Annotated in this window: 14 protein-coding genes; 8 read left to right on the top strand and 6 right to left on the bottom strand. The window is 74.9% G+C overall.

Annotation, left to right across the window (positions count from 1 at the left end; genetic code table 11):
- Window positions 1-331: 331 nt before the first annotated feature.
- The 3 genes from HC251_RS20575 (at window position 332) to HC251_RS20565 (ending at window position 2725) form a co-directional block, all read left to right on the top strand.
- A complete protein-coding gene (locus tag HC251_RS20575) occupies window positions 332-1387 on the top strand; it encodes a hypothetical protein (protein WP_219942469.1) in 1056 nt (351 codons plus the stop codon).
- Between the two features lie 76 nt (window positions 1388-1463).
- Window positions 1464-2168: a J domain-containing protein gene (locus tag HC251_RS20570; RefSeq protein WP_219942468.1), complete on the top strand. Its 705-nt coding sequence runs from the start codon at window positions 1464-1466 to the stop codon at window positions 2166-2168.
- The gene (locus tag HC251_RS20565) at window positions 2168-2725 is read left to right on the top strand and encodes an alpha/beta family hydrolase (RefSeq protein WP_219942467.1); all 558 of its coding nucleotides are present in this window, start codon (window positions 2168-2170) and stop codon (window positions 2723-2725) included. Before HC251_RS20570 ends, HC251_RS20565 begins: the two co-directional genes overlap by 1 nt.
- Before the next feature lie 55 nt (window positions 2726-2780).
- Here the strand turns inward: HC251_RS20565 and HC251_RS20560 are convergent, their stop codons facing one another.
- Window positions 2781-3653 carry a L,D-transpeptidase gene (locus tag HC251_RS20560; protein WP_219942466.1) on the bottom strand — a complete coding sequence of 291 codons (873 nt, stop codon included), beginning with the start codon at window positions 3651-3653 and terminating at the stop codon, window positions 2781-2783.
- A gap of 11 nt (window positions 3654-3664) precedes the next feature.
- Window positions 3665-5305, bottom strand: a complete 1641-nt coding sequence (locus tag HC251_RS20555) for an MFS transporter (protein WP_219942465.1) — start codon at window positions 5303-5305, stop codon at window positions 3665-3667.
- 54 nt (window positions 5306-5359) lie between these two features.
- On the opposite strand from HC251_RS20555, the gene murA reads away from it, so the two are divergent.
- Entirely contained in the window at window positions 5360-6607 is a 1248-nt protein-coding gene (gene murA, locus HC251_RS20550) for a UDP-N-acetylglucosamine 1-carboxyvinyltransferase (RefSeq protein ID WP_255566506.1), read from the top strand.
- Between the two features lie 23 nt (window positions 6608-6630).
- On the opposite strand, the gene HC251_RS20545 is transcribed toward murA, so the two are convergent.
- Together HC251_RS20545 and HC251_RS20540 are read right to left on the bottom strand one after the other, a co-directional pair.
- Window positions 6631-6846: a hypothetical protein gene (locus HC251_RS20545; RefSeq protein ID WP_219942464.1), complete on the bottom strand. Its 216-nt coding sequence runs from the start codon at window positions 6844-6846 to the stop codon at window positions 6631-6633.
- Complete coding sequence (locus HC251_RS20540; protein WP_219942463.1) at window positions 6825-8183, bottom strand: hypothetical protein; 1359 nt, start codon at window positions 8181-8183, stop codon at window positions 6825-6827. Before HC251_RS20540 ends, HC251_RS20545 begins: the two co-directional genes overlap by 22 nt.
- 179 nt (window positions 8184-8362) lie before the next feature.
- Here HC251_RS20540 and HC251_RS20535 point away from each other — a divergent pair, with 179 nt between their 5' ends.
- Genes HC251_RS20535 through HC251_RS20520 form a run of 4 tightly spaced genes read left to right on the top strand, consistent with a single transcriptional unit; the run spans window position 8363 to window position 12471 of the window.
- On the top strand, window positions 8363-8623 hold the full coding sequence (locus HC251_RS20535) for a NifU family protein (protein WP_219942462.1): 261 nt from the start codon (window positions 8363-8365) through the stop codon (window positions 8621-8623).
- Window positions 8624-8681: 58 nt separating this feature from the next.
- Window positions 8682-9464, top strand: a complete 783-nt coding sequence (locus tag HC251_RS20530; RefSeq protein ID WP_219942461.1) for an enoyl-CoA hydratase/isomerase family protein — start codon at window positions 8682-8684, stop codon at window positions 9462-9464.
- A gap of 60 nt (window positions 9465-9524) precedes the next feature.
- Window positions 9525-10427: a rhomboid family intramembrane serine protease gene (locus tag HC251_RS20525; protein ID WP_219942460.1), complete on the top strand. Its 903-nt coding sequence runs from the start codon at window positions 9525-9527 to the stop codon at window positions 10425-10427.
- Between the two features lie 40 nt (window positions 10428-10467).
- Window positions 10468-12471: a beta-propeller domain-containing protein gene (locus tag HC251_RS20520; protein ID WP_219942459.1), complete on the top strand. Its 2004-nt coding sequence runs from the start codon at window positions 10468-10470 to the stop codon at window positions 12469-12471.
- Between the two features lie 66 nt (window positions 12472-12537).
- Here HC251_RS20520 and HC251_RS20515 read toward each other — a convergent pair whose 3' ends face one another.
- Together HC251_RS20515 and HC251_RS20510 are read right to left on the bottom strand one after the other, a co-directional pair.
- Complete coding sequence (locus HC251_RS20515; RefSeq protein ID WP_219942458.1) at window positions 12538-12975, bottom strand: SRPBCC family protein; 438 nt, start codon at window positions 12973-12975, stop codon at window positions 12538-12540.
- An 18-nt stretch (window positions 12976-12993) separates the two neighbouring features.
- On the bottom strand, window positions 12994-13767 hold the full coding sequence (locus HC251_RS20510; protein ID WP_219942457.1) for a class I SAM-dependent methyltransferase: 774 nt from the start codon (window positions 13765-13767) through the stop codon (window positions 12994-12996).
- Between the last annotated feature and the right edge of the window lie 90 nt (window positions 13768-13857).

Genomic DNA, 13857 nt, shown 5'->3' with positions numbered 1-13857 from the left:
TCCCGTCTCCTGTGTGGCCCTGTGAGGCCCGCAGACCGGTTGTGGGAAGTCGTGCCCGAAACAGGTACCCGGCCCGCAGAAGGCCACACAGCGCCCGGCGCGAGACCGGCCACAACGGTCCGTGCACGACCCTGACGAGGTGAGGCCGAGAAGACCTCGCCCGGGCCCATCGAGCGGCGAGCACTCCACCAGCCCGCAGCGCCACCGCCGTACGAGCCATCGGTACGACCGATGTGCAGCAGCCGGCGACCGGATGGCCTGCGAGCGCCGAGCCGGCTGGCCCGCCAGGCACGGGTCCGGGCGACCGAACCCCGTGCGGGATACTGGCGGCATGGGACTGTTCTCGCGCAAGCGGTCACGCTCGGATGCGGCCGACACCGAGGTCGACGATGCTGACGAGGGGCGAGAGACCGACCCCGTCGAGGCGGTGACGGCGGGTGCCGACGTCGCCGTCGACGCCACCGACGCGGACGCGGAGGACGCCGGCACCGACGACGAGACCGTCGACGGCGTCCGGGTCGACGAGGACCCCGAGGACGACGAGGTCGACGCCGTCGCCGTGACCGCCGAGGACGAGGAGGCTGCCGTCGATGCCATCGACGCCGACGCCGACGCCGACGCCGACGCCGACGCCGACGACGACGAGGACGACGACGAGGACGACGACGAGGACGACGACGAGGACGACGACGACGAGGAGCTGGTCGACACCGGGCAGGTCGAGTTCGAGCTGGCCGACTGGGGGGCGCGCGAGCGCCAGCTGCTCGACGGGGAGCTGGCGGCGGCCCGGGTGCGGCGGGCGTGGGAGGCCAGCACCCTGGTCGTCCGGGCGTCGGACGCGGAGGTGGTCGACGACCTGATCGACTACATCGAGGAGCGCATCGCCCTCGACCTGTCGCCCGACGTCGAGCCGGTGATCTACGAGGTCGGCGACTGGCCGCCCGGCCTGGAGGAGCGCTTCCTCGAGGTCCTGATCGAGCACCGGATCCCCCACATGCGGGGCTACCGGGAGATCACCGTGGGCGTCGACGACGAGGAGCGGGTCGACGACCTGGTCGAGCAGGTGACGGCGGCGTGGGAGGACGAGCAGCCCACCGAGGACGAGCTCGACGGGCCCGACGCCCAGGAGGTCCTGTCGGAGCTGTTCGTGAGCAGCGACCGCCTCCTCCACGATCCCTCGGACCGGCCCGCCACCGTGCGCTTCGACGACGCCGCCGAGTCGGCGCTGGCGATGGGCCTCCCGTTCGGGTTCGACGAGGCTGCGTGGGGCACCATCACCGACCTGGTCGAGGCCCTGCGCGACACCCTCGGCGAGACCGACTCGACCGACGACGAGGTCGTCGACGCGGCCACGGCGCTGCGCTCCCACATCCGCCCGCTGGTCTGACGAGAAGACCCGGGCGCGCCGCCGAAGACGACGCCCCGAGGAGCCCGACGAGCCGGGGGGCCGGTACGCTCGACCGATGGTCCTGGCCGAGCTGGAGGTGTTCCAGTCGCGGCCGATCGCCCCGACCCGACGGGTCGCGCTCGGCTCCTGCACCCTGCCCGTCTCACCCGCGCCCGGGTTCGGAGGGATCCTGCTCGGCGCCGTGGCCGCCGCCTTCGTCGGCCGGGTCGACCCCGACCTCCACGGTGACCTCGAGCGCCTGACCCACCAGCTGGAGCTGGGCCACACGATCCCCCAGCCCCGCCTCCGCCACCGGTTCCAGACCGACCACGTCGGGCTCACCCGGCGGATCCACCGCCTCACCGGCGACGGCGAGCGGATGCACCTCGACCTCGACCTGTCGGAGGGCACCTCGCCGGGCCCGCAGGTCCTGGCCGTCGTCTACGCCGCCGGCCGGCTCCCGATCGAGAGCCGTGGACCGGTGATGCGGGTCGTGCGCCGGGGGCTGCACTGGCGGGGCGCCCTCGACGACTCGATCCTCACCGCCGTCAGCGGCCAGGGCGCGGGGATCGTCACCGCCGCCGCCCGGTACGCCGACCCGGAGGCCTGGGCCCTCACGGTCCTCGGCCTGGCCGGCCCGACGCCCGGGCGCAAGGACGTCCAGCGCCGCTTCCGCGAGCTGCTGCGCGTCGCCCACCCCGACCACGGTGGCGGCGAGGTCGAGGCCGCCGAGCGGATCGCCGAGCTGACCGAGGCCCGGCGCATCCTGCTCGCCAGCTGATGGCCACCGTCGAGGCGCTGCTCCTCGCCCCCGGGGCCGGGGCCGACCGCGAGAGCCCGGCCCTGGTCGCGGTGGAGCAGGCGGTCGCCGTGCCGACCGTCCGCATGGACTTCCCCTACCGCCGGGAGGGGCGCAAGGCCCCGGACCGGGCGCCCAAGCTGATCGCGTCCGTGCGCGAGGAGGCGGTCGGGCTGGCGGCGTCGGCCGGGGTGGCCCCGGACCGGATCGCCCTCGGCGGCCGGTCGATGGGCGGGCGGATGTGCTCGATGGCGGTGGCCGAGGGGCTCCCCGCCGCCGCGCTCGTGCTGCTCAGCTATCCCCTCCACCCCCCGGGCAAGCCCGAGAAGCTGCGGATCGAGCACCTGCCCCGGATCACCGTGCCCTGCCTCTTCGTCGGTGGGTCGAGGGACCCCTTCGGCTCCCCCGAGGAGATCGAGCACCACACCGCCGCCATCGCCGGACCCGTCACCCACGTCTGGGTCCCCGGCGGCCACTCGCCCAAGGGCCAGGACGCCGCCATCGCCGCCACCGTCGCCGACTGGCTCGGCTCCCTCTGACGCGTTCTGTCAATCCTCATGGGGCGTGGCGCCCCACGGGGATTGACAGAACGGTTCAGGCGAGGACGGTGACGGGGACGCCGAGGGGGAGGCCGATGTCCTCGACCATCTGCACGACGACGTCGTCGGGGATCCGGACGCAGCCGTGGCTGACGTTCCGGCCGATCGAGCTGGCGTCGGTGGTGCCGTGGATGCCCATGCGCCCGTCACCGCCGGCGAACTGCTCGAGCGTCGAGAACCCCGACAGGCCGTAGGCGTAGGACCCGTACCCGGCGTTGGTCGGGTCGATCAGGACCCAGGTGTAGAAGTCGCCGCCGACGGTGGGTGTGTCCTGGGTGCCGACGCCGATGGCGGTGTCGATCACGACCTCCGACCCCCGCTGGACGAGCATCCGGTAGCCCGAGAGCGACACCTGGATCTGGTAGTCGTGGGTGGCGACGTCGACGGCGGAGGCGTCGATCCACCCCCGGCTGCCGTTGGGGCGCACCGGGAGCAGGACCTCGAGCCGCTCGCCCGACCGGCCGGCCACCAGGAACACCTGCTGCTGGCCGTAGTCCCCCGTGGCCGGGATCGTCTGGGCCACCTCCGCCGCCTCGGCGCTGGCGTAGACGGGGACCTCGTCGACGCCGGTCCGGACCGTCGCCACCTCGCTCGTCCGGGCCGGGAGGACGCCGAGGCCGGCCGGTGCTGCGGCCGCCGTGGTCGTCGACGCCGAGTCGGTGGCGGCGTCGGTCGAGGACGACTCCACCGGCCGGTACGGCGCCGTCATCGTGGGAGAGGTCGAGGTCGTGGTCGGGATCGACGACGCCGGGCGCAGGCGGGGCTCGGCGTGGCTGATCGAGAGCAGGACGGCGACGACGAGCGCGACGGCGGCCCCGGCGGCGAGCGCGAGGGGCCGCCAGGAGCGAGACGACGGGGCCGGCGGCACGGCCGGCGATGCTACCGGGGCCCGTCGGGTGGCCAGAGGTCGGCCGTGGCGGGGTCGGCGGCGATGACCTCCCCCTCGCCGGGCCGGGTGAGGTCGTCCTCCGGGTTGATCTCCTCGAGCTGGCGGCGGGCGGTCTCGGGGAAGACGGTCAGGGCCAGGACGGCGACGATCAGGGCGAGGGGCAGCAGCAGGAGCATGGCGTCGGCCAGCTCGCCGGTCCGGTCGGTCACGTGGCCGGCCACGACCAGACCGATGGCGCTCCCGGCCACCGACATCACCTGGAGGATGCCGTTGGCCTTGGCCCGGGCGGCGGTGGGGAACAGCTCGGGGCCGTAGGCCCCCATGGCCGGCACGGCGAGGGCGCCGAGCATGGTGGCGACCAGGTTGGCCGCCCAGAGGGGCCAGCCGTGGGTGGTGAAGCCCCACGCCGCGACGACCGCCCCGCCGGCCACCCCGACGGCGACGACGACCCGCCGGCCCCGGGTGTCGGCCAGCCGGCCGCCGGCGACGAGGGCCAGCCCGGCGGGGGTGCTGGTGACGAGGGTGAACAGGGCGATGCGGGCGGCCGAGAAGCCCCGCTCGTCCTTGAGGAAGTCGTTGAGCAGCTGGCTGCTGGGGGCGCCGAAGGCCGAGGCGCAGAACAGGGCGGCGCCGATGGCCCAGAAGCGCCGGGCGTGGCCCCGCATCACCGTGGCCTGGCGGTGGGGCCGGACGAAGCGCTGGCTCTCCGGCAGCGTCCGGCCGACCCGCCGGAGCACGGGCAGGCCGAGGACGGGGACGAGGTAGATGATCCGCCAGCCCCGCTCGCCCACGTCGGCCAGCGGCAGGGCCCACACGGCCATGCCCGCCCCCAGGGCGCCGGTCATGGTCATGACGCTGATGGCGTAGGCCCGGGCCCCCTTGGGCATCTCCTCGGCCGCCACGACCGCGAGGAGCAGGGTCACGGCGGTCTGGAAGCCGCGGGCGAGGGTCTGGGACACCCCCAGGACCTCCATGGACGGGGCGAAGGCGCCGGCCACGGTGGCGGCGATGGCCAGGGCGACCGACCACAGCAGCAGCCGGCGACGGCCCTTGCGGTCGGCCAGGGCGACGATGGCCAGGCTGCCCAGCACCCCGACCCGCACGGCGGCGAGCACGTTGCCCTGCGCCGTGGTGTCCCGCCCGAACTCGTCGGCGGCGAAGGTGATGGTCTGGGTCAGGACGGTGCCCATGTAGCCGGCGACGAGGGCGAGGGTCAGCAGCAGGCCCAGGACGCGGCCCGAGCGGGCGTCGAGGCCGTCGGGCGGGGCCCACACCGGCGCGTAGGTGGTCTGGCGGGAGACGGTGCGCCGCAGCGCCCGGTTCGTCGGCCACACGACGGCGCCGGACCAGACCCCGAGGGCGAGCTGGTAGCGGGTCCGCTCCTCGACGCGCACCGTCCCGTCCCCGGCAGGGGTGGACCGGACGTCGCGCCGGTAGGCCAGCATCGGCCCCCGCTCGACGGCGAAGGAGGTCCACCCCTCGGTGGCGGGGTCGTCGTCGGGGTGCCGCTCGCGCCAGGCGGCGTCGTCGGCGGCCGTCCAGGGCCGCTCGGTGACGATGTCGGACCGGGGAGCCGTCAGGGTGCTCGCCGTGGCGTCGTCCACGACGACGGTCTGGGCGAGGTTCGGCACGGCCCGATGATGTCCCGTCGACCCGAGCCGGTTGCCATCGGCCATGCTGACCGGATGCAACGGATCCTCGTCCGGGGCGGCGGGCCCCTCTCGGGCCGGGTCGCCATCTCCGGCGCCAAGAACTCGGTGCTCAAGCTGATGGCGGCGACCGTCCTGGCCGAGGGCACCTTCACCATCCGCAACGTCCCCGACATCACCGACGTGCGGCTGATGGCCGAGCTGCTCGAGGCCATGGGGTGCACCGCCACGCTCGACGGTGACGTGCTCACCATCGTGCGGCCGGCCGAGATCACCCCCGAGGCGCCCTACGAACTGGTCGAGGCCATGCGGGCCTCGATCGTGGTGCTCGGCCCGCTGCTCGCCCGGGTCGGACGCGCTCGGGTGTCACTCCCGGGCGGCGACGACTTCGGCCAGCGCCCCATCGACATGCACCTCGACGGGCTCCGCCGGCTCGGGGCCGACCTGACCTTCGAGCACGGCTACATCGAGGGCCGGGCCGAGCGGCTGCGGGGCACCCGCATCGTGCTCGAGTACCCGAGCGTGGGCGCCACCGAGAACGTGCTGATGGCTGCGGTCCTGGCCGAGGGCACGACCGTCATCGAGAACGCGGCCAAGGAGCCCGAGCTGGCCGACCTGGCCGCCTTCTTGAACCGGATGGGCGCCACGATCATCGGTGCCGGCAGCTCGACGGTCACCGTCGACGGGGTCGAGCACCTCCACCCCGTCGACCACGCCGTCATCCCCGACCGGCTGGAGGCCGCCACCTTCCTCACCGGACTGGCCGTGGCCGGCGGCGAGCTGGTGCTGGAGCAGGCCCGCCCGGAGCACATGGACATGCTGATGCACAAGATGGGCGACATGGGGCTGCGGACCTCGGCCCACCCCGACGGCGTGTGGGCGGCGGCGCCCGAGCGGATCCGGGCCGTCGACATCAACAGCCTCCCGTACCCGGGCATCGCCACCGACTACCTGCCCCTCATGGTCGCCGCCCTGAGCGTGGCCGACGGGCCCTCCATCGCCACCGAGAACATCTTCGGCGGCCGCTTCCGCTACGTCGACGAGCTGGTCCGCATGGGCGCCGACATCCGGGTCGAGCACCACTACGCCCTGATCCGGGGCGTGCCCCGCCTGTCGGGCGCCCCGGTGAAGGCCCACGACATCCGGGCCGGGGCCGCGATCGCCATGGCCGCCCTCGGCGCCGACGGCGAGACGGTCATCGCCGACGCCCAGCACGTGGCCCGGGGCTACGACCGCTTCGTCGAGAAGATGCGCTCGATCGGCGCCGACATGGACGCCGACTGAACCCGTCGCATGTCGCCGGCCCACTACGGGGACGGCGGGTCGTCGGCATCGGGCTCGGACCCGGCGGTGTCGCCGTCGGCCTCGGCGCGGCGGCGGAGCTCGCGGTTGGCCCGGGAGTTGGCCAGCCACAGCAGCCCGGCGAAGAGGGCGATCGGGGTGAGGACGAGCAGGATCTCGTCCCACCCGCCCTGGTGGGCCAGCACGGCGGCGGCGCCCATCACGCGCCCAGGAGCAGCCACAGGGCCAGGCTCCCGACGGCTGCGGTGAAGGCGGCCACGACCCACCCGGCGGTGACGACGGCCCGGCCGACCCGGGCGGCGAGCCGATCCCAGGCGCCGGCCAGCAGCAGGCCCAGGCCGACCAGCAGGAGCGCCAGGCGGACCCACGACGCGGCCGTCGGGGACAGGACCTGCTCGTTCGGGACCCAGGACCGGGTCCCGGTGAGGTCCCAGCCCTCGGCGAAGGGGTCGGCGGCGTGGAAGAGCACGGCGTACTGGGCGGTGACGAGCAGGGTCGTGAGCTGGTGGGCGGCGAGGGCCACGGCGGCGAGGGGGGCGAGGGCCACGACCGCGTCGGTGCCGAAGGGCTCGTCCAGGGCCGGCCCCCCGACCGACCGGGCCACGGCCTCGGCGGCGGCGCCGGCCCCCATCCAGGCCGCCCCGGCCAGCAAGATGCACCAGGCCAGGCCCACGGTCGACCACACCAGGCTGGACGCCGTGCCCCCGGTGCCGCTCGTCCCCACCAGGTCGGCCCACCACTGGGTGCCGCTGACGGCCTCCCAGAACGCGGTGCCGAGGACGACGAGGACCACGGCGGCCGTGCGCCGGCCCCCGGCCCGACCGGCCAGCCCGGCCAGCGGGTTGCGGGGGCGGGGCCGTCCGCCCTCCCACGTGACCGGGGCGGCGGCGGCGACGGCCCCGGTCAGCACGGCCAGGGGCGAGGACCGCCGGACCCAGGCCCGCCCGCCCAGGGCGGCGCCGACGACCATCACCCCGGTGAGGGCGGTCAGCCAGAGGGCCATGTTCCGGGGTTCCTGGCCGTCGAGCCAGCACGTCACCATCCAGGCGAAGCTGGCGAGCAGGGCGGCGGGCACCCACCAGTCGCCGGCCTCGTCGACCTCGCCCCCGCCGGTCGCCACCGTGGGCGGCCGTACACGCTCGATGCCGGCGGCGACGGCGTCGAAGGGGTCGACGAGGAGCCACCAGTCGCCCAGCAGCAGGGCGAGGACGGGGATCGCCCACCACAGGGAGAGAAGGGTGGACGGGAGGGCGTTGAGGCCGCTCAGGTCCGAGCCCGCCCACCCGACGACCAGCAGCGCCACCAGCCCCAGCACGCCCACGGCGTGGAAGGCGATCCGGGCGCCGGCGGGGGCGTCGTCGCCCGGCCAGGCGCGGCCCTCGGCCCCGTCGAGGGTCAGCGGGGCCACGGCCGGGCCGCCCGACGGGCGGGTCCCCCGGGCCCGGAGGCCGAGGGCGACGACCACGGCGCCGGCGACGACCACGCCGTAGAGCAGGGCGGTGGGCACGCCGTCGCCGGCGAGGCCGTCTGCTCCGTGGGCCAGGATCGACGCCGTCACCCGCCCGATGGTAGGGACGGGCCGGCATCGGCCCGCGGTCGAGACCCGGGGTGACGGGGGGCACGTCGGGGACGGGGAACAGGGGGCGGCCCCCTGGTGGTTGTGCCCTGTGCCGGGTTTCGACACCTCCTCGTGACCTGGGAGACTGCACCACCGTCCCTTCGACGAACAGCGACCGCATGCTCGAGAAGCTCCACGCCACCATCCAGGCGATCCGCCCGGCCATCCAGGCCGACAACGGCGACATCGAGCTGCGCGGATTCGACGAGGACACCGGCGTCGTCACCGTCGAGCTCACCGGCGCCTGCGTGAGCTGCCCGGCCTCCACCGTGACCCTCAAGGCCGGCGTGGAGCGGATCCTGAAGGACCGGGTCCCGGGCGTGACCGCCGTCGAGGCCGTCGGCATGGGTCTCGAGTCCGAGAGCGTCGTCTCCCTCTGACCCCGGCCGCCGAGCCGGGGGTTCGATCGGCGGCGTCCCTCGGGTAGGTTCGCCCGCCATGTCCTCCTCGCAGCCCCTCGTCTCCGTCGAGCGCCGGGACGACGACGTCGCCGTCCTGCGCATCGAGAACGGCAAGGTCAACGCCCTGTCCACGGGCCTGCTCGAGCAGCTCGAGGGGGCGGCCCAGGCCCTGATCGACGCCCCTCCCGGGGCCGTGGTCGTCACCGGCGGCGACCGCATCTTCGCCGCCGGGGCGGACATCTCCGAGTTCGCCGGACCCGACGAGGCGCGCGCCGTGGGCACCTGCTTCCTGCGGGCCCTGAACGCCGTGGCCGACATCCCCCGGGCCGTGATCGCCGCCGTCAGCGGTGTGGCGTTGGGTGGCGGCTGCGAGCTGGCCCTCGCCTGCGACCTGCGGATCGCGTCGGACCGGGCCCGCTTCGGGCAGCCCGAGATCCTGCTGGGCATCATCCCCGGCGGCGGTGGCACCCAGCGGCTGGCGCGCCTCGTCGGCCCCGCCCGGGCCAAGGACATGATCCTCTCGGGCCGCCAGGTCGACGCCGAGGAGGCCCTGCGCATCGGGCTCGTCGACCGCGTCGTGCCCGCCGCCGAGGTGCAGGACGCGGCGATCGCCTGGGCCGCCGAGCTGGCGGCCGGGGCGGTGGCGGCCCAGGGGCTGGCCAAGCGGGCCATCGACCGCGGCTTCGACGTGACCCTGGGGTCGGGCTTGGAGCTCGAGCAGGAGCTCTTCACCCAGGTGTTCGCCACCGACGATGCCCGCATCGGTGTGGAGTCGTTCCGCGAGCACGGTCCCGGCAAGGCGCGCTTCACCGGGCGGTGACCGACCGCTCACGGCGGTGCCGACCGCAGCGGTCCGGACGTCGGTAGCGTCAGCAGGACCATGACGGCCCCGACCAACGTCCGCACGTGCTACCGCCACCCCGACCGGATGGCCGGGATCTCGTGCCAGCGCTGCGACCGCCCCATCTGCCCGGCGTGCATGCGCCAGGCGTCGGTCGGGTTCCACTGCCCCGACTGCGCCGCCCAGGGCAAGCAGCGGGTCTACCAGGGCGTGGCGGCGCTGGTGACCCGGCCCATCGCCACCCAGGTCCTGATCGCCATCAACGTGCTGGCGTTCGCGGCGATGCTCGCGACCAGCGCCCTGGAGCCCTTCTCCGCCGGCGGGAAGGCGATCGCCCTCGCGCGGGACGACAACGGCCTGTTCGCCGACGGGGCCCTGTTCGGGCCCTTCGTGCCCGACGAGCCGTGGCGCATCGTCACCGGTGGCTTCCTGCACTCGAACGGCATCCCGTTCGGGTTCCTGCACCTGGCGATGAACATGTACTTCATCTGGATCCTCGGCCAGATGCTGGAGTCGGCGCTGGGCCGCACCCGGTTCGTCGCCCTCTACGCCCTCGCCCTGATCGGGGGGTCGCTGGGCGTGCTGGTGCTCGACCCCACCGCGGTCACCATCGGCGCCTCCGGTGCCGCCTACGGGCTCATGGGGGCGGCGTTCTTCGTGGCCCGCGACCGGAACATCGACCTGATGCGCTCGGGCCTCGTCACCACGCTCGGCATCAACCTGCTGCTCACCTTCAGCATCCCGGGCATCTCCATCGGCGGGCACGTGGGCGGCCTCGTCGCCGGCGGGCTCGGCGGCCTCGTGCTCGTCGAGGGCAGCAAGCGCCTCGGCCCGAAGGGCGGGTTGGTCGCGTCGGGGATCACCGTCGCCCTCACCGTCGTGCTCGCCCTCGTGGCCTACGGGCTCATGGTGGGCGAGTACGGGGACATCATCATCCGCTGACCGCGGGAACCGGGACGGGGTGCGCAGCGTCGGAGGGGCCATGACCACCGCTGCGTCCATGACCCCCGGCAGCCGCCCCCGGCGCGGCGCGATCGGTGCCCTGGCCCTGCTGGGCGTCGGCCTGCTCACCACGGCCCTCGTGCTGGCGGCGGGGGAGACGGGGACCCCGTCGAAGGTCGCGGGAGCGGTGGAGCTCTCGACGTTCTCGTCGTGCGACGACCTGGCGGCCTGGGGCTCCGGGGCCATGGACCCGGGCGCAGGGCGGGCCGAGGAGTCCTTCGACGCCGTGGGTGGTGACATGGCCGAGGCCGACGCGCCGACCGCAGCTCCGTCCGACGGCGGCGCCCCCTCGACCACCGCGGTCGCCGTCGACGGGGCCGAGGGGGCTGCGTCGGGGGGGCCGGCCGTCGACGAGACCAACGTGGCGGTCGAGGGGGTCGACGAGATCGACCTGGTCGACCGGCTCACCGAGGACGTCGTCCTCGTGACGTCGTCGGGCCGCCTGGCCGTCGTGGACCTGGTCGCCGCCGAGGTCGTGGCGGCGACCGCGGTTCCCTGGGATGCCCAGATCACCTACGACGCCGAGGCCGGCGTGGCCTGGGTGGTCGGTCACGGCGACAGCGGGGGAGTGGTCGTCGAGCGGGTCGCCGTCGACGTCGCCGGGCTCGAGCCCGAGGGATCGTGGACCACGACCGGGTCGCTGGTGGACGCCCGGCGGGTCGGTGACGAGCTCCACGTCGTGGCCACCGAGGGCTTCGCCACCCCTGCCTTCGACGGCGCGGGTGGCCTCCCGCCGGCCGATCCCTCCGCGGTGCCGTTCGCCGACGGCCCCGTCGCCTGCGACGAGGTCCTCCACCCCGAGGGACCGTCCGACCCGACGGCCACGCTGCTGGTCACCCTCCCGGCCACCGGTGAGGTCGACCCCGTCCGCGCCGCCGAGGTGGTCGGCTCGGGCTCCCTGGTCCACGTCACGACCGGGTCGATCTACCTGGCCACACCGCAGTGGCACCCCGATGGGTCGACCACGACCGGGATCCACCGGTTCGAGGCGGCCACGCTCGAGCCGACGGGCTCGGGTCAGGTGGAGGGCAGCCTCCTCGACGAGCTCTCCATGTCCGAGCACGACCGGTTCCTGCGGGTCGCGGTGACCCAGGGCGGCGGGGTCCGCGCCTTCGGGGGCGACGTCGGTGTCGCCGTCGACGTGGCCCCGGCGGCACCGGAGACGACCGAACCGGAGATGACCGAGCCCGACGTGGTCGAGCCCGAGACCACGACGGCGCCCGACGGGCGCGAGTCGAGCGAGCCGCCCCTGACGACGGTCGTGACCGAGCCCCTCCCGCCGCCGCCGCCCGGGCCGGAGGGCCCGGCGCTCAACGAGATCGTCGTGCTCGACACCGACGGCGCCCTCGACGTCGTCGGCCGGACCGAACCCTTCGGGCACCCCGGCGAGACCCTGCACGGCGTCCGCTTCGCCGGCACCACGGCCTACGCCGTGACGTTCCTCCAGACCGACCCGTTCTACGTGGTCGACCTCGCGGACCCGTCGGCCCCGCAGGTCCTGGGCGAGGTCGAGCTCCCCGGGTTCAGCTCCTACCTCCACCCGCTCGGGGGCGGGCTGGTGGTCGGGTTCGGGCCCGGCGGGGACGGGCGGGCTGCGGCCAAGCTGTTCGACGTCTCGGACCCGACCGCCCCGGCCGTCGTCGGTGAGCTCGTGCTGGGCGACGAGTCCGCGGTCTCGGTCGACCACCACGCCTACCTCGACCTGGGTGACGGCCGCTTCGCCGTGCCGGCCACGTCCTACGGGGTGGCGGAGGAGGTCGCACCTGATGCGGGGCCCGGGGACACCTGGGCGGGGCTGGCCGGCGAGGTCGTGGTGGTGGACACCGCCGGCGGTGAGCTGGTCGAGGTCGCCCGCCACGCCGTGTCCACCTCGGAGCCTGCCACCCGGGTCCTGAGCGTCGGTGACGGCTGGGCCCTGCTCGCCGGCCCGGAGATCGTCGTGCTCGACGGCGCCGGCCATCCGACCGGGCGCGTCACCCTCTGACCCGACCGTCGGCCCCTGATCGCACCGCAGGCGTCCTCCTCCACGCCGGGACGAGAGCGGGGCGCGTCAGCCCTCGATCTGGGCCTTCAGGCGTCGGAGGTTCCCCCGCCAGATCCGCCCCATGATGCGGTCGCCGACGACGCCGCCGACGGGGCCGCCCATCCACCACGGGTAGCGGAGGCGCTCCTCCCAGGTGAACCGCGTCCGCCCCCGCCGGGCGCGGCGGAGGGTGAACCGGCCGGTGCCGGTGACGAGGCCGACGTGGCGCACGCCCATGACCTTGCCGGCGCGCCAGTCGGTGATCTCCATCTCGTCGGTCAGGCGGAACGGACCGACCTTGGTGTCGCACTCGAAGGTGGTGCCCACGCCCTGCCGCGACCGGGACGTGAAGCGGATCGCCACCGCGTCCGCCATCCAGTCCACGTGGCGCTCGGGGTGCTCGACCTCGGCCCAGACCCGGCGGGGGGGTGCGTCGATGGTGATCCCGACCTTGACGCGTCCCATGGCGGCAGTCTGGCCCGGTCAGGCCGCGGACCCGGGGTCGGAGCGGCGGTAGGTGGACACGTGGTGCGCCGAGGTGTCGTCGAACCGGGCGCCGGCCCAGTCCTCGGCCCGGTCGTCGAGGGCCAGCCCGCACGCGGCGGCGAGGGCGTCGAGGTCGGCGGGGCGGAGGTAGCGGACGTGGCAGGGGCGGAGGCGGATCCCGTCGGGCGAGATGTCGACGAAGGAGCTCCAGGCCTCGCTGGTCGCCGGGTCGTGGCGGTCGACGAAGAGCAGGACGCGGTCGGCGGTGATGCTGCGGACTTCGACCGAGGAGGTGGGCCCGTCGTCGTCGGTCGGCACGAAGGCCTCGAGCACCAGCCGGCCGCCGGGGGCGAGGACCCGAGCGACCTCTCTCAGGCAGGCCCGCTGGGCGGCCTCGGTGGTGAGGTTGAAGAAGGTGTTGCGAGCCACGACGACGAGGTCGAAGGGGCCGTCGGGGAGGGGGCCGGCCATGTCGCCGACGACGGCCGTGACCCGGCTGCCGCCGGGCTTGGCCGCCAGCCGGTCGAACATGGCGGTCGAGGCGTCGACGCCGGTGACGGCCAGGCCGGCGGCGGCCAGGGGGAGGGCGAGGCGGCCGGTGCCGGCGCCCAGCTCGAGGAGGGAGGGGGTGGTGGTGCCCGCGGGTGCCACCGCCCGGGCCCGAGCGACCAGGGCGGCGACGGCCGCCTCGGTGGCGTCGGGGTCGTCGTACCAGTCGTCGTAGACGTCGGCGAAGCGGTCGCCGTAGGTGGCGGCGTCGTAGCCCTCCACCTCAGACCGGCCTGGCGACGGGTCGGGCGGCCGCGGTCCGGTCGTCGGACGTCGAATCGCCAGCGAATCGCCGTCCGACGCATCGGTGCA

It is taken from the genome of Iamia sp. SCSIO 61187, assembly GCF_019443745.1.
Lineage (GTDB): Bacteria > Actinomycetota > Acidimicrobiia > Acidimicrobiales > Iamiaceae > Iamia.
This window is presented reverse-complemented; position numbering and strand designations above follow the sequence as displayed.

Coding starts and splice junctions, on each gene's coding strand:
- HC251_RS20575 (WP_219942469.1), top strand. CDS start 332: ATGGGACTGTTCTCGCGCAAGCGGTCACGCTCGGATGCGGCCGACACC.
- HC251_RS20570 (WP_219942468.1), top strand. CDS start 1,464: ATGGTCCTGGCCGAGCTGGAGGTGTTCCAGTCGCGGCCGATCGCCCCG.
- HC251_RS20565 (WP_219942467.1), top strand. CDS start 2,168: ATGGCCACCGTCGAGGCGCTGCTCCTCGCCCCCGGGGCCGGGGCCGAC.
- murA (WP_255566506.1), top strand. CDS start 5,360: ATGCAACGGATCCTCGTCCGGGGCGGCGGGCCCCTCTCGGGCCGGGTC.
- HC251_RS20535 (WP_219942462.1), top strand. CDS start 8,363: ATGCTCGAGAAGCTCCACGCCACCATCCAGGCGATCCGCCCGGCCATC.
- HC251_RS20530 (WP_219942461.1), top strand. CDS start 8,682: ATGTCCTCCTCGCAGCCCCTCGTCTCCGTCGAGCGCCGGGACGACGAC.
- HC251_RS20525 (WP_219942460.1), top strand. CDS start 9,525: ATGACGGCCCCGACCAACGTCCGCACGTGCTACCGCCACCCCGACCGG.
- HC251_RS20520 (WP_219942459.1), top strand. CDS start 10,468: ATGACCACCGCTGCGTCCATGACCCCCGGCAGCCGCCCCCGGCGCGGC.
- HC251_RS20515 (WP_219942458.1), bottom strand. CDS start 12,975: ATGGGACGCGTCAAGGTCGGGATCACCATCGACGCACCCCCCCGCCGG.